21 protein-coding genes are annotated in these 21,523 nt (G+C 57.4%); 10 read left to right on the top strand and 11 right to left on the bottom strand.

Annotation, left to right across the window (positions count from 1 at the left end):
* Positions 1-71 precede the first annotated feature (71 nt).
* The 3 genes from O9H32_RS27620 to O9H32_RS27610 form a co-directional block, all read right to left on the bottom strand.
* Positions 72-1,292, bottom strand: a complete 1,221-nt coding sequence (locus tag O9H32_RS27620; protein ID WP_269869337.1) for an FAD-dependent monooxygenase — start codon at positions 1,290-1,292, stop codon at positions 72-74.
* Positions 1,293-1,481: 189 nt separating this feature from the next.
* Entirely contained in the window at positions 1,482-2,273 is a 792-nt protein-coding gene (locus tag O9H32_RS27615; RefSeq protein ID WP_269869336.1) for an alpha/beta fold hydrolase, read from the bottom strand.
* Between the two features lie 275 nt (positions 2,274-2,548).
* On the bottom strand, positions 2,549-3,481 hold the full coding sequence (locus O9H32_RS27610; RefSeq protein WP_269869335.1) for an S-layer homology domain-containing protein: 933 nt from the start codon (positions 3,479-3,481) through the stop codon (positions 2,549-2,551).
* A gap of 170 nt (positions 3,482-3,651) precedes the next feature.
* On the opposite strand from O9H32_RS27610, the gene O9H32_RS27605 reads away from it, so the two are divergent.
* The 4 genes from O9H32_RS27605 (at position 3,652) to O9H32_RS27590 (ending at position 7,795) form a co-directional block, all read left to right on the top strand.
* Positions 3,652-3,807 carry a hypothetical protein gene (locus tag O9H32_RS27605; protein ID WP_269869334.1) on the top strand — a complete coding sequence of 52 codons (156 nt, stop codon included), beginning with the start codon at positions 3,652-3,654 and terminating at the stop codon, positions 3,805-3,807.
* A gap of 231 nt (positions 3,808-4,038) precedes the next feature.
* On the top strand, positions 4,039-5,136 hold the full coding sequence (locus O9H32_RS27600; protein WP_269869333.1) for a sugar ABC transporter substrate-binding protein: 1,098 nt from the start codon (positions 4,039-4,041) through the stop codon (positions 5,134-5,136).
* Positions 5,137-5,246: 110 nt separating this feature from the next.
* Positions 5,247-6,791: a sugar ABC transporter ATP-binding protein gene (locus tag O9H32_RS27595; protein WP_406627394.1), complete on the top strand. Its 1,545-nt coding sequence runs from the start codon at positions 5,247-5,249 to the stop codon at positions 6,789-6,791.
* A gap of 8 nt (positions 6,792-6,799) precedes the next feature.
* Positions 6,800-7,795, top strand: a complete 996-nt coding sequence (locus O9H32_RS27590; RefSeq protein ID WP_269869331.1) for an ABC transporter permease — start codon at positions 6,800-6,802, stop codon at positions 7,793-7,795.
* Positions 7,796-8,470: 675 nt separating this feature from the next.
* On the opposite strand, the gene O9H32_RS27585 is transcribed toward O9H32_RS27590, so the two are convergent.
* Positions 8,471-8,887 carry a cupin domain-containing protein gene (locus O9H32_RS27585; RefSeq protein ID WP_269869330.1) on the bottom strand — a complete coding sequence of 139 codons (417 nt, stop codon included), beginning with the start codon at positions 8,885-8,887 and terminating at the stop codon, positions 8,471-8,473.
* A gap of 170 nt (positions 8,888-9,057) precedes the next feature.
* Between O9H32_RS27585 and O9H32_RS27580 the strand changes: the two genes are divergently transcribed.
* The 4 genes from O9H32_RS27580 (at position 9,058) to O9H32_RS27565 (ending at position 13,783) form a co-directional block, all read left to right on the top strand.
* Positions 9,058-9,492 carry an Rrf2 family transcriptional regulator gene (locus O9H32_RS27580; RefSeq protein WP_269869329.1) on the top strand — a complete coding sequence of 145 codons (435 nt, stop codon included), beginning with the start codon at positions 9,058-9,060 and terminating at the stop codon, positions 9,490-9,492.
* Between the two features lie 682 nt (positions 9,493-10,174).
* Entirely contained in the window at positions 10,175-11,674 is a 1,500-nt protein-coding gene (locus O9H32_RS27575) for a phospholipase D family protein (RefSeq protein WP_406627393.1), read from the top strand.
* A 93-nt stretch (positions 11,675-11,767) separates the two neighbouring features.
* Positions 11,768-12,802, top strand: a complete 1,035-nt coding sequence (locus O9H32_RS27570; RefSeq protein WP_269869327.1) for a M23 family metallopeptidase — start codon at positions 11,768-11,770, stop codon at positions 12,800-12,802.
* Between the two features lie 213 nt (positions 12,803-13,015).
* On the top strand, positions 13,016-13,783 hold the full coding sequence (locus O9H32_RS27565; protein ID WP_269869347.1) for a hypothetical protein: 768 nt from the start codon (positions 13,016-13,018) through the stop codon (positions 13,781-13,783).
* A 72-nt stretch (positions 13,784-13,855) separates the two neighbouring features.
* On the opposite strand, the gene O9H32_RS27560 is transcribed toward O9H32_RS27565, so the two are convergent.
* Together O9H32_RS27560 and O9H32_RS27555 are read right to left on the bottom strand one after the other, a co-directional pair.
* Positions 13,856-14,356: a hypothetical protein gene (locus O9H32_RS27560; protein WP_269869326.1), complete on the bottom strand. Its 501-nt coding sequence runs from the start codon at positions 14,354-14,356 to the stop codon at positions 13,856-13,858.
* Positions 14,357-14,594: 238 nt separating this feature from the next.
* Positions 14,595-14,999: a hypothetical protein gene (locus O9H32_RS27555; RefSeq protein ID WP_269869325.1), complete on the bottom strand. Its 405-nt coding sequence runs from the start codon at positions 14,997-14,999 to the stop codon at positions 14,595-14,597.
* Positions 15,000-15,170: 171 nt separating this feature from the next.
* On the opposite strand from O9H32_RS27555, the gene O9H32_RS27550 reads away from it, so the two are divergent.
* A complete protein-coding gene (locus O9H32_RS27550; protein WP_013920574.1) occupies positions 15,171-15,311 on the top strand; it encodes a hypothetical protein in 141 nt (46 codons plus the stop codon).
* A gap of 131 nt (positions 15,312-15,442) precedes the next feature.
* Here the strand turns inward: O9H32_RS27550 and O9H32_RS27545 are convergent, their stop codons facing one another.
* The 4 genes from O9H32_RS27545 to O9H32_RS27530 all read right to left on the bottom strand — a co-directional run bounded on the left by O9H32_RS27545 (position 15,443) and on the right by O9H32_RS27530 (position 18,524).
* Positions 15,443-16,099 carry an amino acid ABC transporter permease gene (locus O9H32_RS27545; RefSeq protein ID WP_269869324.1) on the bottom strand — a complete coding sequence of 219 codons (657 nt, stop codon included), beginning with the start codon at positions 16,097-16,099 and terminating at the stop codon, positions 15,443-15,445.
* A gap of 26 nt (positions 16,100-16,125) precedes the next feature.
* Positions 16,126-16,773 (bottom strand): amino acid ABC transporter permease, encoded by a 648-nt coding sequence (locus tag O9H32_RS27540; RefSeq protein WP_269869346.1) that lies wholly within the window; start codon positions 16,771-16,773, stop codon positions 16,126-16,128.
* 96 nt (positions 16,774-16,869) lie between these two features.
* Complete coding sequence (locus tag O9H32_RS27535) at positions 16,870-17,748, bottom strand: transporter substrate-binding domain-containing protein (protein WP_269869323.1); 879 nt, start codon at positions 17,746-17,748, stop codon at positions 16,870-16,872.
* A gap of 47 nt (positions 17,749-17,795) precedes the next feature.
* The gene (locus O9H32_RS27530; RefSeq protein WP_269869322.1) at positions 17,796-18,524 is read right to left on the bottom strand and encodes an amino acid ABC transporter ATP-binding protein; all 729 of its coding nucleotides are present in this window, start codon (positions 18,522-18,524) and stop codon (positions 17,796-17,798) included.
* Positions 18,525-18,845: 321 nt separating this feature from the next.
* On the opposite strand from O9H32_RS27530, the gene O9H32_RS27525 reads away from it, so the two are divergent.
* On the top strand, positions 18,846-20,300 hold the full coding sequence (locus O9H32_RS27525) for a CAP-associated domain-containing protein (RefSeq protein WP_269869321.1): 1,455 nt from the start codon (positions 18,846-18,848) through the stop codon (positions 20,298-20,300).
* A 231-nt stretch (positions 20,301-20,531) separates the two neighbouring features.
* On the opposite strand, the gene O9H32_RS27520 is transcribed toward O9H32_RS27525, so the two are convergent.
* Positions 20,532-21,416: a metal-dependent hydrolase gene (locus tag O9H32_RS27520; protein ID WP_269869320.1), complete on the bottom strand. Its 885-nt coding sequence runs from the start codon at positions 21,414-21,416 to the stop codon at positions 20,532-20,534.
* Positions 21,417-21,523: the final 107 nt, after the last annotated feature.

Genomic DNA, 21,523 nt, shown 5'->3' with positions numbered 1-21,523 from the left:
CCATCGGCCACGGAAGCGATCTCGGAGAAGAATCGAGCTGGCGCCTCGATTTTGCCTGCAAATACAACCTCTCAGCCTTCGAACTGAAACCGGGGGTGAACGTTCAGCGGCTGCGGCTGAAGCAAGGTCCGGCGCTGGATCCGGGAAATGAGCCTCAGCCTTGCCGCCAGGGTGATCAGCACGGGAACCAGAGAGCGGAGCGCAGGCGAGGAGGCAAACATGATCTTCGCCCCCCGTTCCTGGATGCGGTGAACCGCACGCAGTTCCTTGCCGCGCAGCTCTTGTACACGGTGAAGCCGTGCGGCGGATACGTCGTTATCCTGAAGCGCGTCGTGAATCACTCCTGCAGCCGTGACCGCCGTAGCGACGGAAAGCGAGACGCCGACCGCTCCGATCGGGGAGGCGCAGTGTGCCGCATCGCCGATAAGCAGACATCCATTCTTCGCCCATTCACGCACGTAGAACGCTTTGGCTTGGAGCAGGACAAAGGGTTTGAAATCCTGCAGCTCTTCCGCAAACACCCGGAAGGCCGGATGGGCGGCAAGCAGTTCTTTCTTCAGCGCGGCGATGCCCTGGCTGCGGATATCCCTCCACTCCCCGGGCAGAACGGCCATGCCGACCTGCAGCAGATCGGGGTACTTGGGCAGGATCACAAACCCGTGTCCATCGGTCAGCTTCATACGCAGTGCTTCCCCCCAGCCCGCAGGCCGCGGCACACTGAACCAAATGAGGTCTCCCGGATGATGCTCGTATTCCATCTCAAAGCCCCCAAGCCGGCGGACCGCCGAGAAGCGGCCATCGGCGCCGACCGTGACACGGGCACGTACGGTGACCGGACCATCTGGCGTATCGGCGACCACTCCGCAGACGCCATCCCCTTCCCATAGAAGCTCATTCACGGAAGCCTGGTAGAGAAGGTCGAAAGTTGGGATCGCACGGGCTTTGTCATACAAGGCATTGAGCAGAATAGGCTGCGGCATCCAAAGCGCATACGGAATGTCCTTCGAGAAGCTGTCGAAGCGGAACTCGCCGAGGAGCTTTTCTTTGTAGTAAAAGGCGCCGGAGCGCACCTTGGAGCCCGGGAACGATTCGATATAATCACGCAGGCCCAGTTCCTCCAGCATCTGCAGAAAGCGGGGTTGAAGCACTTCCCCCCTGTATTCGCGGTCAAAATTAGAGTGGCTCTCGAGCACAAGCACCCGTGTTCCCGCCTTGGCAAGCAGAAGCCCGAGCATCAGTCCGGCTGGACCGCCCCCGACAATGCAAACCTCCGTATCTACCGTTCGATTCATAGCCATCGCCTCCGTTATATGCGCTGCGAGTCCTCACTTGGGATGCAGGGTTATGAAGGAATGAGTGATTACTCACTTTGGTATTTTAAGTATATGCCTCCTCTCCTCTACCCGTCAATGGGTCTGCTGCTCATGAAGATAAAAAAAGAAGGCCCCTGCCTCGGGACCTTCCCTATCTTCCTGCATTACTTATATGGACGCCGTGAAGGCAAGAATCGCCTGCGCCAAATCACCCGGCGCTTCGACGAGGCTCATATGGCCGGCGCCGTCGATCTGTTTCTTCGTAATATGCTCCCCATCTACGGCAAAGGTCTTCTCCGGCGCGATGACCCCATCCCCCGTACCGGCTACAAGCAGCACAGGCACCTGAGCCTCAGCCAGTACCGCCTGACGGTCCGGACGGGTGCGCATCCCCTCCAGCGTACGTACCGCGCCTTCGGGATCCGTGCCCAGCCCGATCTCTTTGGCCTTGTCCACGGCCTGCGGCATGGACTCTAGATGGGCAGGCGCGAACAGCTTCGGAATCAGCCCCTCAATGAACGCAGGCAGCCCTTGCTCGCGGATCGTATTCATGGCCTTCAACCGGCCTTCTTTGCCTTTCTCGTCATCCGGCAGTGCCGTCGAGTGGATGAGGCCGAAGCCAAGCAGCAGATCCGGGTAACGCTCGGCCAACGCCAGCGTAATGTACCCTCCGAGCGAGTGACCGAGCACTACTGTGCGGCCCAGATCAAGCGCCTTCAGAAAGCCTGCCGTCTCTTCTGCGAACGTTTCCATGGAATAGCTGCCATCGGGCGCCGCGGAATCCCCGTGCCCCCGAAGATCGGGTACAATTACCCGGCACCGGCTCTCGAGCAGGGGCACCAGTTCGTCCCAATACGCGGAAGAGCCGCAGAATCCGTGCAGCAGCACCACAGGCGTGCCTTCGCCCGCTTCTGTATAAGATAAACGAACTCCGTTGATTTCCTTGGTCATTTTCTGCATATCTATATCCTCCTCTAGATCGCTTGCGTCAATGATTGTTTGCTGCTGGATGTTGATCGATAGTATACCCGTTTTACCCGCTGGCCGGCAATCTGAATCCCCGTGCACGGGAGTCCGGCACCCGCCGCTATACGGCACGCTGGCAGGACAAGAGGCCTCAGCCGGAACCGGTCGGTTCAGCAGAGGCCTCTAGGGTGCGGCGGTATCCGGATGCGTGGCGCTGAGTGCGTTACACTTGCTTCGTGTCAGCAGATCAATAGAGGGAGATACTTGCTCTATGCTTCCTGCTCGACCGCGGGTTGGTACTTCGAAGAGATGTAAGTCTCAGCCTTCGGCTCGGTAACCACCGTAGCGTTCATGCTGCCCGGCGCCGGATCCGTCAGCTTATAATTGATCACCGCACGGCCCCCCTCTTCGAACCGGAGACCCGTAATCTGAATGCCATACCCGGAGGTCGGCTTCGAACCGCGGGAGAGCACGACCCGGTTCACGTCCGTGCTCACCTTCTCCACCGTCACCTGTACCTCCTCCCCCTGAGGAGCGGGAGCGGGAGCGGGCGCCGGCTGGCCTTGGTGGGATTCGACGAAACGGATCGCGTTATGCAGCCAGACCGCCGCTTCTCCGCGGGTCAGCTCGCGTTTCGGATAAAACTTGCGGTCCTCGCCAATGGAGGCAAACTTGTACAGTACGAGCCGCTGGACAGCGCCGCTAAGCGACGGATCCATCTCCTGCTCGTCGGCAAGTTCGATATACATTTTGACCATCGGGAACTCCCCTTGAGACTCCACCGTATGCACCAGCAGGTTCGCGAAGGCTTCACGCGTCAAGATCGCCCCCGGATTGACATCCTTCGGCAGCGGTACACCATTCAAGTGCGCCTTAATAAAACTGTCCGCATACCAGGCATCGTTAGGCACATTGGTGAAATAATCGCTCGTCTGGGGAGCCTTGATAAATTTCATGTTGTCTATGTTCAGATGAAAAGCCTTCACCAGCATGGTGATGCCTTCCGCATAAGTCGTCTTGCCTTGTGGAACAAACCGGTCACCCTCCAAGCCGCTCACGATGCCTCTCTCCTTCAGGTCGAGAATCGGCGCCGCCTGCTCTCCCGAGACATCCGTGAAAGCCAGAGCAGATGAAGCAAAAGTTCCCGTCAAAAGCACTGCGGCCGAGAGGACCGCTGTGATCGCATGTTGTTTTTTTCGCATAAATAACAACCTCTCTTGGTTCATTGTCTAATTCTCCGGAGTTATCCTCTAGACGCCATCCGGCTTAAAAAGGTTGCACTTCCCTTCCAAAGGCAGTTGGCATGATATGGGAGTGCTGCGGCATAAGCTGAGTAGTGAAACCTATACCCGATGAATGCGGAGGGATCCTTATGCCCCAGCTCCTGTTTCAAGCCGCCCTGCTGATTATCATCATCCGCTCGGTTTACATGACCTTCTCCCTGTCCCAGCGTCCCAAGAAACCATGGCTTGATCTCCTTCATTATATCTCGGTTGCGATCGCGGCTCTAGCTTTTCTCCTGACTTAAGCAGATCGAAGCCTGTCTACTCAACTCTGTAAACGTTCGCAATCACGCACAACCGGCAGTCCGGATCGGCTTCCTTGCCGTTCCGGGCTTTTTGGTATGAAATCAGTGGAATTACGACAAAATTCGCCGAAGGGATTGACCAACCGTTGGCCGGATGATACAGTAACTATTACCAGTAATTCCATTGGAATTATAATAGAATACAAGATGAAGATTGGGGAGGAACCACTCATGCGTTTCTGGAAAAAAAGCATGCTGTCCGTGCTGACGGTCCTGTTGTCCGTAAGCCTCGCAGCCTGCGGAACGGCCAAGCCCGCGGCCGAGAGTGCCAATGCCGGTGAAACTGCGGCCGGCGCCAATGCGTCGAACCCGCTCTCAGGCAAAAAGATTGCCCTCATCATGCAGATCAACCTCGGGACCTTCTCGGCCCAATATATTGAAGGCGTCAAAGAGCAGATAGAGAAACTCGGCGGCAAAGTGACCGTCACCCCTGCCGACGGCGACCTCGCCAAGATGTCCTCGAACCTCGATGCGGCGATCAACCAGAAGGTCGACGGTATTCTCATCGACCACGGTACCGCCGAAGCCCTCGAAGCCGGCGTCAAAAAAGCGATCGAGCGCAAAATTCCGGTCGTGGCCTTCGACGGCGATATCAACGTGCCGGGCGTCACGGTCCTTCAGCAGGACGACGCCAAGATGGCCGAAGCTACACTCGAACGCCTTGCTTCCGATATCGGCGGCAAAGGCAATATCGTCAAGATCTGGGTGGCCGGCTTCGCTCCGATGGAACGCCGTCAGATTGCTTACAAAGCGTTCCAGGACAAGTATAAGGACATTAAGGAAGTGGCCGCCTTCGGCGCCGCTTCGCAGAACACCGCCCTCGATACGCAGGCCCAGATGGAGGCCATCCTGAAGAAGTACCCGAACAAAGGCGATATCTCTGCCGTCTGGGCTTCGTGGGACGAGTTCGCCAAAGGCGCTTCCCGCGCCATCCAGCAGGCGGGCCGTACCGAGATCAAGGTCTACGGCATCGACATGAGCGACGAGGATCTCCAAATGATCCAGGATGCGAACAGCCCGTGGATCGCCTCTTCCGCCGTAGATCCGAAGGACATCGGCCGCATCCAGGTGCGCTACCTGTACCAGAAGCTGCACGGCGACCAAACGCCGGACAAGGTGGTGCTTGAGCCCGTATTCGTCGCACGCGACCAGCTGCCGAAGGAGCAAATCTCGACAGCCCAGCTGAGCGAGCACGTCAAAGGCTGGGGCAACAGCCAGCAGGGCTACACCGACTGGCTTAAGAAGGCGGAGACTCCTGCAGCGAAGTAACACGCATCCCACCGGCACCGCTCCGGTGGGATTTTGCTTATCAACCGGCGGCCGGGTCTCACGCGCTGGCCGGCTTCCGTCCATTCCGATGAAGGGAGCGCATCCTTCCTATGACGCTATCGTCTCAAGAACCGCTTCATCCTGAAGGCGCCCGTTCCGCCGAAGGCCCGCTTCATATGAAACAGATCTCGAAATCCTTCCCCGGCGTACTTGCGCTGCAGGACGTCGACTTCGATGTCCGCCCCGGCGAAATCCATGCGCTTCTCGGCGCCAACGGTGCGGGCAAAAGCACGCTCATGAAGGTACTCTCCGGAGCTTATTCGCCGGATCAGGGAGAGATCGTCATCGGGGGGCGACGGCTTGCGATCCAGTCGCCGATCGATGCGATCCGCAGCGGGATCCAGTGCGTGTACCAAGAGGTGGACACGGCACTCGTCCCCACCCTCTCGGTGGCGGAGAATATCATGCTGGACCGCCTGACCTCCGGCCCCGGCTGGCTGCAGTGGAGCCAGCTCGAGAAAGAGGCCGCGCGCGTGCTCGGTGATCTCGGGCTGTCCGGCCTGGATGTCCGGGCTCAAGCCGGCGACCTGTCGATCGCTGAGAAGCAGCTCGTGCTCATCGGCCGCGCGCTTGCCCAGAAGGCCCGCTTCCTCATCTTCGATGAGCCTACCGCGCCTCTCAGCGGCGAAGAGGCCGACCAGCTGTTCGCCCTCATGCACCGGCTCAAGGCCGACGGCGTGGGCTGCATCTTCATCTCGCACCGTCTCGGCGAAGTGTTCCGGATCGCGGACCGCGTCACCGTCATGCGCGACGGCCGGCACATCTCTACGAAGCCTGCGGCCGAGACCGATGCCCACCGCGTGATCGAAGAGATGCTCGGCAAGCCGTTCGAGGAGGAGTTCCCCAAAGCCGTGGTGCCCATAGGCGAGACGGTACTCGAAGCGCGCGGCCTGACCTTCGGCACGAAGGTGCGCGGGGTCGACCTGAGCGTGCGCGCAGGGGAAATTCTCGGCGTCGTCGGCCTCGTCGGCGCCGGCAAGACCGAGCTGTCGCGCCTGCTCTTCGGCGCCGACCCGCTCACCGGCGGCGAGATCCGGCTCGGCGGACAGCCCCTGCGGTTGTCCTCGCCGGCGGAGGCCGTCCGCGCCGGGATCGCGCTCGTGCCGGAGGAGCGGCGCAAGCAGGGCGTGCTCGTCTCCCAGTCGGTGATGAGCAATCTCGCCCTGCCGCTGCTCAAGCAGTTCAGCCGGCTCGGCTTTGTCTCCGGTCGCCGGGAGAGCGCGAATGCGGAGGAACGGATTGCCGAGCTCGGCATCCAGCCTCCCCACCGAGACCAGTTCGTCCAGCACCTGAGCGGCGGCAACCAGCAGAAGGTCGCCGTCGGCAAGTGGCTGCCCACCGGCGCCCGGGTATATCTGTTCGACGAGCCTACCAAGGGCGTCGACGTTGGTGCGAAGAGCGATATTTACCGGCTGATCGGCCGGCTCGCCGGAGAGGGCAAAGCGGTGATCTATTTGTCGTGCGAGATTCCCGAGATTCTCGGTATCGCCGACCGCATCCTCGTCATGAGCTATGGCAAAGTGGTCAAGGAGCTTCACCGAAGCGAGGCGACACAAGAGCAAATTCTGTATTATGCAAGCAGCGGGGAGGCTTAAGCAGCACCATGAATACGAAAACGACCAAGCTGGACTACCTATACCGATACGGCGCCCTGCTCGTCATTGCCGGCGTCATTGCCATCTTCTCCATCCTCAATGAAAACTTCCTGTCTTACGACAATATGGCGGATATCCTCCGCTCCATCTCCATCGTCACGTTCATCGCCATCGGCGTGACGTTCTCGCAGATTGTGGACGGCTTCGACCTCTCGGCCGGAGCCACGGTATCGCTGACGACCGTCGTCGCCGCCACGCTGATGGTCTGGTACCAGATGCCCCTGATTGCCGTGCTGACGATTCCACTGATCATCGGCGTCCTCGTCGGGCTGCTCAATGCACTGCTCATCGTGAAGATCCGCATTCCCGACCTGCTCGCCACACTGGCTGTGATGTATATTATCGGCGGGGTGCACAAAACTTACACGAAGGGCTTCTCGATCTACAACAACATGCAGATGACCGACGGCACCAAGGCACCGGGCAAATTCACAAGCGAATTTCTCTGGATCGGACAGGGCAAGCTGCTAGGCGTTCCTGTACCCGTCCTGCTCATGATCGGAGCGGTAATTCTGGTCCACGTCTTCCTGACCTATACCCGCTGGGGACGCCAGATGTACGTCACCGGCGGCAACCGAGAAGCCGCCCGGCTGTCGGGCATTGCCGTGAACCAGGTACGCACGCTCGCCTATGTGCTCTCCGGGGTCTTTGCCGCTGTCGGCGGCATCCTCTTCTCGGCACGGGTAGGCTCCGGCCAAATCGACGCGGGCGCACCGCTCCTGATGGAATCGGTCGCTGCGGTATTCGTAGGCTATTCCGTGCTCGGCGCAGGCAAGCCGAACGTCATCGGCACGTTCTTCGGCGCCGTCCTGATCGGCGTGCTGCTCAACGGCCTGACGATGCTCAACCTGCCGTATTACGCCTTCGATATCATCAAAGGCGCCGTGCTTGTGGCCGCCCTTGCCGCCACGTTCGTTCACTTGTCCCGGCGGCGGAGTACCTGAGCCCGCCCGGAATTTTTGAATCTCCTAACGGCGTACATGCTTACCTGCCAATTAGGGCCTGTATGCAAACCTAAGCAAGCCACACCATAATCGAAACAGAGGCAGCAGCTGGCAGCGATGCTGGAGCAGAAGCAGCCGGCCGATGTTGGCTTTGAAGCAAACTTATTGCCGACAACACACCTTCGCCCGGCTCAAGAAACGGGTTGAAGAAGAGGATATCGATCACCTGCTGTTCGAATTAATCTTAATTGCTTTTTATATAGCAGGACAGCCATACAGGGGAGCTGGCCCGAGCTGCCCTGCTGCTCTCTAAGGTCGATTTGTTCATGTACTGCGCGGTATACCTGATCCGCGGCGCGTTTCGCTCACATTCGAAGCGGCATACCGCAGCCCTCCCGATTCATCTCTAGGAGCTGGAGCCAAACAAAAAAAGCATCTGCGGAGCACGGTAAAACGAGCCCCACGCAGATACCTTCCCAGGCGAACGGATGATGCGGCTTTATGCTCCCTCGTGTTTCATTCCACTGGTTATCGCCAGCATACAGGTGATAATGTCTATACCACCAAATCATAGAACGAAGGAGCAAGCAGAACATGCGTTGCCATCGGGAGGATGCTCTTGCCGGCAACGCATGTTTTGCTGCATACGGGGCGGGTCCCCCAGGTCTCCAGGAGCTATTCGGGCCAGGTCACGGGCTGGTCCGAGAGGACACCGTCGGTCCGGGTATACTGCCGGAGGCTGCCATCCCGAGCCTGCACGACGATGAAATGCAGATCCTCTCCGCCGTGACAGCGGAGCGTCCGCACGCCGGCAGGAGCCACCCGGATCGAGGTGCCTTCCGATACCTCTATGATCTGGCCGTCGATCTGGAACTGGCCTTGTCCCGAGAGGAAGACATAGAGCTCCTCATTCTCCCGGTGGCTATGATGGAAGGGAACGGACGCCCCCGCAGGCAGGCGGTTGAGCGAGACCTCCATGCCGGTTAATCCCAGCCCCTCCTTGAGGAACAATTTGCCGCCGCCGACCCGGGCTGCACCGTCCAGCTTGGAGAATGGTCCAGCTTCGAGCATTTGATAAGTAGGAGTAGTCATTTTCTGGTCACCTCAACTCATAGATTGGTAAATATGTAATAGTATCTGTTACAGATACAAATATATCCAATGGAAGCCATGGCGTCAACCCTGAAAGTTGCCCGTTTGATTTTGCTCCTCCGTACGCACTACAATAGGGAAAAAGAGTCGTACGAAGGTAGGGAACATCCGTGTCAGCAAGCAGCCAGTTTTCCGTGGCCACCCACATCTTATGTTTTCTAGCAATCAAAACAAGCGGCAGGACGACATCGGAGCTGTTGGGGCTCAGCGCAGGCGCCAACCCCGCGGTGATCCGTCGGATGATGCGCAAGCTCTCCCAGGCGGGACTGATCGTCTCCACGCTGGGTACCCATGCGACAATCACGCTGGCGCTTACGCCGGAGAGCATCACCATGCTCGATGTATTCCGCGCCGTATCGGACGGCAAACGCCAGGAGCTCTTCCTACTGCACCGTGAGCCCAATCCGCTGTGCCTAATAGGCAGTCGGGTTCCCGACGTCCTGCCCATCGCCTTCGGGCGGATCCAGTCCGCCATGGAAGAGGAGATGGCAAGGATCACTATCGCCGATCTGGCGAAGCAGATTGAGGAATCCATGGGCGGGTAAGCCGCCGCCAGCAGCCAGTCTGGATCCCGTCACGAGGTGTGCAGGCGGGCTACCGACCGAACGGAAGTGATGGTTTGTGCGGGTTACCTAAAGAATCAACGACCGGTGGATCTTAGTGGTCAATCCGCCTCGAGACCGCCCAATAGCTTGCTTAAAGGTCCCCTTTTGCGCCAGATCTATGCTGATGGACCCGGACAATAGTCGACGTCAACCATGACACTTTCATAATCAGGTTCAATCGAAACATGCTCTAAGATCCGATCCCAAATGCACGCGATTCTCCAGCGGCGGAACCGGCTATAGACGGTGGACCTGAGCCGTAGTATTCGGGTAAACCCCGCCAGGGCGCACCTGTTCGCGCTACCTACAGCATGGCGTTCAGCATTTGGCGATGGTCGTTCGGGGGGTCTCCCTCCTTCACGTATTTCATATCGTCTCATCCTATCTATTACTTACCCATTTTAAGGGGTCATAGTTTGCATACAGGCCCAGCTTCATCATAGTTGGCGAAGATTCCATCGGAATGCTTCCGCGCGGAGGTGCCTCTTAGAGGCTCTCCGCTTCTTTGATTCCCCGGAGCACAGATCGATACCAAGCGCGAAGCCCCAGCTCCTGCTTCAGTCCTCCCGATTTGCTTTAAATAGGGTAGAATCTAACTCTCGTCAGAACGGAGCGATCGCCCATGGCCCTACCCCATCCCCAGCATTCCAACCCTCGGCAGGCGTCCGATGCACCTGTGCGTGACACCAAGCTGGCCGTTCGCCGGGCACTGCGTGTTATCGCGCTTCTCCTCCTGCTCGCCGTGGCGGCCATCATTGTATACAACAGCCGCAAGCCTCTGCCCGCCGGCCTGTCGTTCGAAGGCCCCATTCACCGGGTGACCTCGGTAGACTTCTTGTACGATCTCAGCTACAAAAAGCCGGAGGGCCAGCCGGAAGTGCGCGAGCAGGCGATCCTGAACCGTATCCTGCAGGCCGTGGACGAAGCGGATAAGTTCATCGTCATCGATATGTTCCTCTTCAACAGCTATGTGAACGAAGGCCAATCCTTCCCCAAGATCTCAGGCCTCCTCACGGACAAGCTGATCGAACGCAAAACGAAGAACCCGGAACTTCAAGCCATTTTCATTACGGATGAAGTCAATACTTCCTACGGGTCCCATGCCTCGCCCGAGCTCGAACGGCTGAAAGCCGCCGGCGTGCAGACGGTGGTCACGGACACGGATGCCCTCCGGGATTCGACTCCGCTCTATTCGGGAGTCTGGCGCATCTTCTTCCGGCCCTTCGGAACCGGAGGCCAGGGCTGGATCAAGAACCCGATGGCCGATACGGCTCCGGATATGACGGTGCGCTCTTATGCCAAGCTCTTCAACGTCAAAGCCAACCACCGCAAGGTGATCGCCACCGAGGACATCGCCATTGTCTCCTCGGGGAACGTGCATGACGCAAGTGCGGACCATTCCAATGCGGCCTTCGCCGTCAGCGGTCCGATCATCGCCGACGTGCTTGCTTCCGAACAGGCGGCTGCCAAGCTCGGCGGCGGCGCCTCCTTCCCGAGCTACAAGCCCCAAGCTGCCGGAACGGGAGGGGACCTTAGCGTTCGGCTGCTCACGGAAGGCAAAGTCAACGAACATCTCCTTCGCCTGCTATCCGAAGCGGGCAGCGGGAATACGGTATGGATGGGCATGTTCTACCTGGCCGACCCCGACGTGATCCAAGCCCTCCGTGAAGCATCCGACCGGGGAGCGGATATCCGCCTGATCCTCGATCCGAACCAGAATGCCTTCGGTAACGATAAGATCGGGCTGCCGAACCGCCCGGTCGCCGAGGACCTGGTCGACGGCTCCGAAGGCCGGATCCAGGTGCGCTGGTACAATACGGGCGAGGAACAATACCACACGAAAATGATGATGGTTACCGGGCGGGGAGCCATGTCGATCTTGGGCGGATCCACCAATTTTACGACCCGCAACCTCGATGACTATAACCTGGAGACGGATCTCTTGATATCGGGTCCGGCGGACAGCGAGGTCGCCCGGAAGGTCGAGGCCTATTGGGACCGCCTCTGGAGCAACCGGGACGGAGCCTATACTCTGGACTATGAAGCCTACAAGGAAACGACGTACCCGCTCAAAAAGCTGGTCTACCAGCTCCAAGGCTGGCTGGGATTCACTACGTTCTAACAGAAAGGAAGAGAATTCGTATCCGGTATCTCGGGATGGTAAAATAAGGATGCTCCTACATTCCTTCTTATCAAGCGAGGTGTCTTTCTTCTTATGAAAAAGATATGGACTCATACCGTTCTGGGTGCCGCCCTGCTTTCCTCTGCTGTAGTCCCTGCGGTGAATGCCCACGTCTCCTCCGAGTCCGGTTCGGCTCGAGCGCCTGAGACTGCCATCGAAGCATCCGGACCCGAGGCAGCCCCGGATCATCGCCCCATCCGCCCGCAGGGACTGCCGCGGGCCTTCGCCAAGGGCGAGTACACCCGTATTCATTCGCAGCTCGGCCCCGAGCTGCAAGCCCATCTCAGTGCGGCGGAGCTGGAACAGATGGGCAAGCCCTTCTTCGAAGCTGCGGGTCCGATGGAACGCTTAACGCAGATAGCCCTCCCTGCCGGGAAACAGTACCTGTGGGCTAATGCCCAAAGGACTAAGGGACTTATGGCCGTATTTGCCGAAGATGGCCGGATCGCTGGGTTGTTATTGCAGCCGATGGTGCCTCATCCGGAGACCGACCGCCTCTATACCCAAGGCCGGTACCGCATGCCGATTACCGGATCATGGTTCGTGTACTGGGGCGGAACGAATGAGCTGCTCAACTACCATTACGCCTATGAAAGCCAGCGGTACGCCTACGATCTGGTTGTCTCCCGCAAGGACGGAACCACCTTTGACGGCGATCCTGCGACGCTGGAGAGCTACTATGCCTACGGCAAAGAAGTGACTGCACCCGCAGGCGGTACAGTTGCAGGAACTCTGAATTCGGTCCCGGACAATACGCCCGTAGGCCAGACGACGAACACAGACCAGCCCTTCGGCAATTATGTCGTCATTGATCATGGAGGCGGCGAATTCAGCGTAATCGGCCATCTCCAACAGGGCTCCGTCAAAGTTAAGCCCGGCGATGCCGTGACAACGGGAGACGTTATCGGGTTCTGCGGGAATTCCGGAAACTCCAGTGAGCCTCATATCCACTTTCAGGTCCAGAATTCTCCCGAGCCCGGCCAGGGACAGTCGCTGCGAATCCGTCAGGCCCATGGACAGAAGGAACCTGTAAAAGGGGACATGATTCGCGGCCCCCGAGGGGGCTGAGCAGGGCTCTGCAAGCCTCCTTGCTGCAATGCAGCCCAAGCTCCGTGCCTCATCAGACACGGAGCTTGGGCTTCGGCTATTTCCAGGCATAGGAGTCCCGCCCCGTCCATACCATTAAAGTAAACCATGTAGAGTAAACCATGCGGTTCGCTTATCAGTTGATAGGTTAATCGTAGGTATACTTATTCCAAGGAGGCACCCCCATTGAACCCTGTGCTATTCCGCTGGCTTAACGCCGCCGGCCTGCTGGCCGTCCTCGTTCTGAATTATTTGGCCAATGCCCTGCCCCTGAACGGTATGACGACAGGCCAAGTGTCGTCCCTGTTCCCCGTCCGGTTGACCCCGGCCCCCTATGCGTTCTCGATCTGGGGACTGATCTATGTCTTGCTCGCCGCCTTCGTTATCGTCCAGTTGTGGCCGGGCAAGCGGGATGAAGAAGAAACCAAAGGAGCGAATCCCTGGTTTCTCGCCAGTTGTGTCTTTAACTGCGCCTGGATCTTATTATGGCACTATCTTTATACGGTTTCTTCCATGTTTGCGATACTCGCGCTGCTGTTCTCCCTGATTGGGCTCTACGTCGGCACCCGCCCGAACGGCTGGTCTCCGGACGGTGTCATCCGCTGGTTCGTGCAGCTGCCGTTCAGCATCTATCTCGGCTGGATCTCCGTAGCCTCCCTGGTCAATGTAACCATTGGACTCAGCTTGCTGGGATGGGACGGCTTCGGACTCTCCGAAGAGACGTGGACTGTACTCGGCATACTGTTCGCTCTGCTGCTTGGACTGCTGGTCGGCTACCGATTCCGCGATCCCGCTTATGCACTTGTCATCGCTTGGGCGCTCGCTGCCATCGGCCTCGCCAACCGGGCGGAGACCGGTATCGCCTATCCGGCCTGGGGCGCTGCCGCCCTGCTCGTTCTCTTCTCCTTGTGGCTGATCGCCTCCGGAACATGGCTTCGCGGCCGTGGCCGCAGCCGCCGCTGATAGGACTAAGTCGGGCACGCCGCCAAAGCAAAAAGAGCCGCAGCTTAGCGCGGCCCCCCCTGACCCTATTTCTTATGGACCACCTACACCTGTATCTGAAGCCCAAACAGGATACCAGCTGCCGCTTGATGTGTTATACAGAACTACATTCCCATCATTTTGAACGACCAGGACATTAGCAAAAAGGTTAGTACCCGCTGGGTGTCGACCAAAGCTCCATCCAGCACTGTCAGCAGTCCAAACCGTGTGTGCAACGATCTTAATATTAAGAAGTCCGTTTTCGAGTACTAACTTATCGGGAATTCTTACACGATAACAGCCGCAGAAGGGATCATAAATTCTAATCGTTGCCTTATTCGTGCTCGTGGACCAGCGAGACTGACCGGAAGCCGTATAAAGCACGAGATTCCCATCTGTCTGCATCTTCAGAAAGTAGGCACCATTACTTGATGTTAATTGTTGACCCGCGGAAAGGGTTTCGCCATTATTGAGCGTATCCTTGGCAAAAGCCGCAGAGACCATGGAGAGCTGAAGCATCAGCGCCGCAAACAATACTAATGTGAGCTTCTTCATAAATAACCTCTTTTCTGTATAATTTTAGTACAAGGGAACTATATCATATAAATGCATGAAAAGTGCTTTTTTTACAGTTTTTTGATTATAAAGATAATACTAAGACAAGGAGTAAATCGTGTTATCCAGTAGGTGCCCCCACCCGCTGCTTCGCACAAAAGGGAAGGGAGGATTCCTGATGGAATCCCCCCTTCCCTTTGTTCCGTTTATCTTGGGTCATTTGCTGAGCTGGCCGGTGCTAGGCTCTCGGGCCCACATGGGCTCCGCTGCGGCGAAGCAGATCCACTACCTCTTCGTATGCCTCTTCTCCGATATGGGCCGTCAGCACATACCGGAGCGCCCGGTCGTCGCGTCCGTCCCCATCCCGGTCGTGCAGGGCGTCATCTGCCGCCCGCAGCCCAACGAAGGCGCCAGCCGCGTCCGCACCGGTATTCACGGCCCCCACGCCGCCCACGTAGCCCGCTCCCGTCGTTGTCCCAGCCGTCCCCCCGGCCAAAGCGAAAGGAAGTAAAAGCGGCGTCTCCCTGTCCAACGGATCGGGGAGCTCACCTACTTCAATCGATTGTACCGGATACGCTTGGAGCTTGATTCGTACGTCTTCCGCATCATTCTCGGTATGAAAGTAAGCTTGAATCGGGATCATCATGCTTCACTCCTTCGGGCTCTAGTCTCTGGCAGCTTCTGCGTCCAGGATGAACTGTATATTCTTTACCCCAGTTTGTCCCCCTTCAAGCAGGGATACTCCGAAGTCCACAGCCGCAGCAGGAATAGGGCTCCGCCGTTCTAGGCACGCTAAGCTTGGAGGTGAATCATCATGACAGGACGCAACAGCAAACCGAAGAACCGCGGTCCGGCCGGTCATCCGGGACGCCTCGACCAGTTCGGCGAGAAACTGGCCGACGATACGGTATCCCGCGAGGCCGCCGAGGCCTGTGATACGGACAAGCGCTCGTAAGGCTCCGCCTTCCGCACGCCCTGCGATGCGGTACCTTTCACAGAAATTCGGTCCTCCCGAAGCACCAAAAAAACCGTCTGCACTAGCGCTGATCGGCGCTGTGCGGACGGTTTTCTTCGCTGTAAGCCGTGTTAGACCTGCCGGGCTTCCAGTCTCCTTGCGAGAAGGGAGAGCGTATAGTTAACGATAAAGTAGATCAGTGCGCCCATAATAAAGATCGGGATCACCCAGTTGGCGTTATTGCCTGCTACAATCAACATGTTGTGAAGGAGCTCGGACAACACGATGACGGTAGCCAAAGACGTATCCTTAAGAAGCGAGATAAACTGACTGACCATGGGCGGTACCATCCGGCGAAGCGCCTGCGGCAGCAGGATATACCACATGGCCTGAACGTACGTCAAACCGGAAGAACGTGCGGCCTCCATTTGACCTTTGTCTATAGACTTCAGACCGCTGCGGACAATCTCCGAAATCATAGCCGCTTCAAAGACGGTTAACGCTACGATAGCGGCATATTCAGCATTCTGGAAAGCCTTGAACCCTACCTCCGGAAGCGCAAATCGAGTGAAAAAGATGATGAGAAGAAGCGGAAGATTCCGCACCACTTCCACGAGTACAGCCAACACTTGGGATACCACCGGCATCCTGGAAAATTGCAGTACGCCGACCAGCGTACCAATCAGAAAGCTGAACATGGTAGCGAAGAAGGCAACCTTAAGCGTCACATATAATCCTTGCATGAGAAATCTGATATTCTCCGGTGTATAGGCTCCGGCAAAATCCATGAGGTATCCTCCCTTCCACATGACACTTAATGCGCCAGGCGTCTCTCCAGATAACGGACTCCAAAAGCGATAGGAATCGTCAGGATAAGATAAAACATTGCTACAAAGATATAGACGCTGAAGGTTACAAATACCTCGGTTGAAATGATGTCACCAAAGTACATTAAGTCCATCCCGCCGATGACAGCAAGCACCGAGGAGTTTTTGACCAAATTCAAAAATTGGTTACCCAGCGGCGGAATGACAATGCGGAGTGCCTGGGGCAGTATAATGTACTGCATCGTCTGCAAATAACTCAATCCGGACGAGCGCCCGGCTTCCATCTGCCCCTTCGGTACGGCTTGAATACCGGCACGGATCGCCTCGGCGATAAAGGCACTGGTATAGATGGTAAGCGCGAAGGTTCCGGACATGAACCCATCCAATGGCAGATGCAGATTGCCAGCCGATAAATATACTAACCATACGATCAGCAGCAGCGGAATGTTCCGTAAAAACTCGACGTAAGCGGTGCCGAACCAGTTCAGCGGCTTCAGCGGCGAGATCCGGAAGACGGCGATAACGGCTCCCAGAATAAAGCTGCCGACCAGAGCGATGAGACTGGATTTGACCGTATTGCCGAAGCCCATTATATAGGTGTCCCAATTGTCGATTAAGATGTCCCAGCGAAGTATGTCCACTCTTTTCTTCCCCTCCCCTTCACAAGAAAAGGTAGGACGGATCCGGCTATCCGGACCCACCCTACCCCTGAATGCTAGCTGCGGGGCACCTTATTTCGCCGGCTTTTCCCCGATCCACTGTTCGTACAGCTTGTCGTAATCTCCACTGGCTTTCATGTCGGCGAGGAACGTGTTGACGTACTTCACGAATTCCGCATCGCCCTTCTTGATCGCCATACCGTAAGGCTCGTCGGTGAACGTGCCGCCGACTACCTCGAAGTTCGGATCCTGCTTCACCATGCCGTACAGAATCGCATTGTCCGTAGTCAGTGCATCGCCTTGGCCCGCCTTCAGCGCCGTGAATGCATCCTGGTAGTTATCGAATTCAAGAACCGTGACGTCTGGAGCTTTGGCACGGACATTCGCACCAGAGGTAGCGCCTTTCACTGCCAATACTTTGTTGCCTTTCTTCAGGTCCGTAACGGACTTGATCGCGCTGCCTTTCTTCACGAGCAGGGATTGGCCGGCTTTGAAGTAGACGTCCGTGAATTCAACCTGCTTCTTGCGCTCTTCGTTGATCGTCATCGTCGCGATGATGATGTCGATGTCCCCTTGATTCAGCATCGGAATCCGTGTCTTCGACGTCACTTCCTTCAGTTCCAGCTTGCTCTCGTCGCCGAAGATCTTCTTGGCCAGCGCCTTCGCCATGTCGATATCGAAGCCCTCCACCTTGTTCGTGGCCGGGTCCTTGAGACCGAACAGCTTCGTGTCGTACTTCACGCCGGCTACCAGCTTGCCGCGGGCCTTGATCGCTTCGAGAGCGCCGCCGCCTGCAGGTGCCGTGCCTTCTGCCGGCTTCTTCGTATCGGCCGCCGGCGTACCGCCGCCTGTGCTCGGCGCCTGCTCATTGGTCTTCGTACCGCAGCCGGCGATCAGTGCCGGAACCAGACAGAGCGTGAGTCCCATCGAAAGCCATTTGTTGTTCTTCATCTTGTAATACCCCTCTCTTCTATCTCATGATATGAACTGAATACCTATTAATGATGGAGCAGCCGGCTGAGGAACGTGCGGGCCCGCTCTTCGCGCGGATTCTCGAAGAAATCCTTCGGAGCGGAAGTCTCGAGAATCTGGCCCTGGTCCATGAATACGACGCGGTCCGCCACTTCGCGGGCAAAGCCCATCTCATGGGTAACGACTACCATAGTCATCCCTTCCTTGGCCAGATCCCGCATCACATCGAGCACTTCGCCGATCATCTCGGGATCGAGCGCCGAGGTTGGTTCGTCGAAGAGCATGATCTTCGGTTTCATCGCGAGTCCCCGGGCTATGGCGACACGCTGCTGCTGCCCGCCGGAGAGCTGGGACGGATAGACCTTAGCCTTCTCCGGGATGCCTACTTTATTCAGATAGTGCATCGCCGTCTCATCCGCCTGCTGCCGCGAGATCCCAAGCACTTTCATCGGCGCCAGCGTAATGTTCTCCAGCACCGTCCGGTGCGGATACAAGTTGAAATGCTGGAACACCATACCGATATTGCGGCGCAGCTTATTGATATCGGTACGCTTGTCGTTAATCGGCACATCATCTACGGTAAGCTCGCCGCCGGAGATCGTCTCCAAACGGTTAATGCAGCGCAGCAGCGTACTTTTGCCGGAACCAGAGGGACCGATGACAACGACCACCTCACCCTGCCCGATGGTCAGGTTAATGTCCTTGAGCACATGAAATGCGCCGTAGTGTTTGTTGACATCGCGGAACTGTATCATTTTATTCCCCCTTATGCCTCACGATGCTATTAATAATGTAACATATATGTGATATAGAAGTAATTATTAATAACATATATGTACAAAAACTATGATACATGGCCTCCCGGTTTTTTTCAATCCTGTTTTCATAGTGGAGGTATGGCAGGAGAACCGACTTTCAGCAAACGCTTTCATTGACAGTATAAAGTATATCTGTTTTTAACCCTCTGTCAAATGGGACTTTCTTCTTGCCAAGGGTTCCCATAGACTCCTTGCTGCATGGACCTATATCATGGAAGATAGACGAATCGTATAGCAATTCAAAGGAAGGAATAGTCCATGAACAAACGATGGGTCTCCTGCGCGCTTCCCGCTGTGCTGAGTCTCACGGCTGTCCTATCCCTGGCCGCCACCGCTTGTGCGGCAGCTCCCGCCGCCTTCAGCGATACGAAGAACCACTGGAGTGCGAAGGCCATCCAATGGGCGGTCGGCAGCGGCATAGTGGATGGTTACGAGGACGGTACGTTCCGTCCGAACCAAACGGTATCCGAGCCCGAATTCCTCGCCATGCTCCTGCGTGCTTATCCCGGCGGCGTGCAGGCCTCCACTGACCAGGGAAGTCCCTGGTACTCGCCTTATTACGACTATGCCGGAGAACGGAACTGGCCGCTGCTCGGAAGTCCGGACCGGGGGCAATACAACCGCGGACATGTCGCCCGCCTGATCGCCGGCACCCAGCAAGGAACACTGGGCCTCCAGGACTCGATCCGCTACCTGCTGGATCAAGGCCTGTCACAGGGGAAGCGCAGCGCCACGGTAGAGGGCTACGCAGCAGCCGATACGTTATCTCGGGCCGAAGCGGTCCAGTTCATCCGCAACATGAAGGAGAACGTAACGGCCCTGAAAGCCGCTCCTCCTTCAAGCACACCAGCGGCAGAGCATGCGTCCGCTCCCATTTCCGTGCGCGGCATCGCCATCGGCGACAGCGAAGCGTCCGTAACCGGCAGGCTCGGCCAGCCGGACCGCAAGGACGCAGGCGGATCCGGCATGCAGTGGTATATCTATAATCAGGATTACAGCCGTTATGTACAAGTCGGCATCAGCGGCGGCCAAGTCACGGCCCTGTATGCTCCTGCCGGCTGGAGTACGGACAAGGGCCTGGCGGATGGCGCCTCGCAATCCCAGGTAACGAAGCTCTACGGCCAGCCTCTCTCTTACATCTTGAAGGGCAATACGCGTTATATGATGAATTACGGCGAAGGCGAGTACGGCACCTATGAAGCCGGCGAAGCTTACCTCACGTTCTTCTACGATCTGCATCAGGACGGCAAAGTCACAGGAGTTCAGGTGATCGAACGGTCGACAGAGCAGGCAATGACGTCCTTCTATCCCAAGGGCAGCGAAGCGCTCGCCGCAGCCTTCGAGCGGCAGAGCTTCGATCTGGCGAATGCCGCCCGCGTGCAGCTTGGCCTGACGCCTTTCGTGTGGGATGACGGGGCTGCAGGCACCGCACGCAAGCACAGCGCCGACATGGCCGCTCAGGGCTACTTCGACCACACGAACCCCGCCGGGCAAAGCCCCTTCGACCGGATGAAAGCGGACGGCCTCTCGTACCGCAGCGCCGCGGAGAATATTGCGGCCGGACAGAGCAGCGCCATCTATGCCCACCACGGCTGGATGAATTCGGCGGGCCACCGGAAGAATCTGCTCAGCGATATGGCACATCTAGGCGTAGGCGCCGCGTTCGGCGGCCAAATGAGCATCTATTATATCCAGAACTTCCTGACGCCCTGACGCGCCGTCCAACTGAGGCGCGGTCAAAATAACACTTACCCCGGATGCGGGGAGTTGAAACTTAAATGTAAACTGAAACCGAAGCCAATGACCGCAGCCTGAACATGCAAAGCGGGGGTGCCCCTCATGTCGTCGGGGGATCCACGCCGTCCGGGATCATACAAACAGCGCCTCCGGATCTAGATTCGCTCTAGAGCTGGAGGCGCTGTCTGTGTATCCGGGGCCGGGCCGCTACAGCCCTTTCTTCTCCAAGTATTCAAAGAGGAACGATTGGCCGTTCCGGTAGAACCGCGGATCGTAGAGTCCGATCCGCTGCTCGTCGTTCACCATCACGACGAACGGCGACCATTCGTATAAGGTTCGGGCCTTCGGATTCCCCTCGAACAGCCGGTCCAGATCCGCCTGACCGGGCTCGGCCGAAGTCAGCCGGGTCAGCGGCTGAATGCCCGTGAATACCGAACCGCGCAGCAGGGCGACCGTGTTCCCCTGCTTGCCGATAACCGTGAATACACCCGGCACAAAATCGGCGGATAAGGCCACCTGCTCATATTTGGCGGAAGCGTCCTGATACAGCATATAGCCTTGGGCCGATTGGGCGGCCACATAGAGCCCCATCAAGAGCCATACCGTACGATACACCCGATAAGGAGCCCGTGTCTTGCGGCCGTACCGGACGAACAGGTAACCGCCGAGCATCAAAGCCCAGAAGACCAAATCGACGATCGGTATGGTGCCAAAGGTGATGCGCATCGTGGAGAAGGGCTCGAGATACCCGGTTCCCCACGCATTGAAGAGGTCGCTGGTATCGTGAATGAAAACGGCGATCAGGGCGACAATGAACCAGCTCCATCCCCGCACCTTGGCGAAGAACCGGACGAATCCCGCAAGCAGCGCAGCCCATACCGGCATGAGAAATACCGAATGCGTGAGCCCCCGGTGCCACATCTGATACCTGCCCGCCGTATCCCACCAAGACGAGATGACATCGATATCAGGGATCTGCGAACCGGCCACCGTCGTGAAGAGCAGCGCCCGCCGCTCCTTCTTCGACAGACCGGTCTTATCCACAGAGCCATAGAGCGTAAGCCCAAACAGCGTGTGCGTAATCGTATCCATATTCCCTGCGTATCTCCTTTGGGAGTTTCATGATGAGTATGAAGTATATCTCCAGTATACAACAGAGGTGACCTTACCAAAAGGCCGCCCGGCTCCCCGGACGGCCC

Origin of the sequence: Paenibacillus caseinilyticus, assembly GCF_027533645.1 — a bacterium.
Classification (GTDB): domain Bacteria; phylum Bacillota; class Bacilli; order Paenibacillales; family NBRC-103111; genus Paenibacillus_G; species Paenibacillus_G caseinilyticus.
The sequence above is the reverse complement of the archived record's forward strand: the minus strand, read 5'-3'. Positions and strand labels throughout refer to the sequence as shown.

What these genes read in the sequence shown, in the direction of transcription:
- O9H32_RS27615 (WP_269869336.1), bottom strand. Translation starts at nt 2,273, where the DNA reads ATGCAGAAAATGACCAAGGAAATCAACGGAGTTCGTTTATCTTATACA.
- O9H32_RS27585 (WP_269869330.1), bottom strand. Translation starts at nt 8,887, where the DNA reads ATGACTACTCCTACTTATCAAATGCTCGAAGCTGGACCATTCTCCAAG.
- O9H32_RS27605 (WP_269869334.1), top strand. Translation starts at nt 3,652, where the DNA reads ATGCCCCAGCTCCTGTTTCAAGCCGCCCTGCTGATTATCATCATCCGC.
- O9H32_RS27560 (WP_269869326.1), bottom strand. Translation starts at nt 14,356, where the DNA reads ATGAAGAAGCTCACATTAGTATTGTTTGCGGCGCTGATGCTTCAGCTC.
- O9H32_RS27530 (WP_269869322.1), bottom strand. Translation starts at nt 18,524, where the DNA reads ATGATACAGTTCCGCGATGTCAACAAACACTACGGCGCATTTCATGTG.
- O9H32_RS27525 (WP_269869321.1), top strand. Translation starts at nt 18,846, where the DNA reads ATGAACAAACGATGGGTCTCCTGCGCGCTTCCCGCTGTGCTGAGTCTC.
- O9H32_RS27610 (WP_269869335.1), bottom strand. Translation starts at nt 3,481, where the DNA reads ATGCGAAAAAAACAACATGCGATCACAGCGGTCCTCTCGGCCGCAGTG.
- O9H32_RS27570 (WP_269869327.1), top strand. Translation starts at nt 11,768, where the DNA reads ATGAAAAAGATATGGACTCATACCGTTCTGGGTGCCGCCCTGCTTTCC.
- O9H32_RS27535 (WP_269869323.1), bottom strand. Translation starts at nt 17,748, where the DNA reads ATGAAGAACAACAAATGGCTTTCGATGGGACTCACGCTCTGTCTGGTT.
- O9H32_RS27520 (WP_269869320.1), bottom strand. Translation starts at nt 21,416, where the DNA reads ATGGATACGATTACGCACACGCTGTTTGGGCTTACGCTCTATGGCTCT.
- O9H32_RS27590 (WP_269869331.1), top strand. Translation starts at nt 6,800, where the DNA reads ATGAATACGAAAACGACCAAGCTGGACTACCTATACCGATACGGCGCC.
- O9H32_RS27545 (WP_269869324.1), bottom strand. Translation starts at nt 16,099, where the DNA reads ATGGATTTTGCCGGAGCCTATACACCGGAGAATATCAGATTTCTCATG.
- O9H32_RS27595 (WP_406627394.1), top strand. Translation starts at nt 5,247, where the DNA reads ATGACGCTATCGTCTCAAGAACCGCTTCATCCTGAAGGCGCCCGTTCC.
- O9H32_RS27600 (WP_269869333.1), top strand. Translation starts at nt 4,039, where the DNA reads ATGCGTTTCTGGAAAAAAAGCATGCTGTCCGTGCTGACGGTCCTGTTG.
- O9H32_RS27620 (WP_269869337.1), bottom strand. Translation starts at nt 1,292, where the DNA reads ATGAATCGAACGGTAGATACGGAGGTTTGCATTGTCGGGGGCGGTCCA.
- O9H32_RS27550 (WP_013920574.1), top strand. Translation starts at nt 15,171, where the DNA reads ATGACAGGACGCAACAGCAAACCGAAGAACCGCGGTCCGGCCGGTCAT.
- O9H32_RS27555 (WP_269869325.1), bottom strand. Translation starts at nt 14,999, where the DNA reads ATGATCCCGATTCAAGCTTACTTTCATACCGAGAATGATGCGGAAGAC.
- O9H32_RS27575 (WP_406627393.1), top strand. Translation starts at nt 10,175, where the DNA reads ATGGCCCTACCCCATCCCCAGCATTCCAACCCTCGGCAGGCGTCCGAT.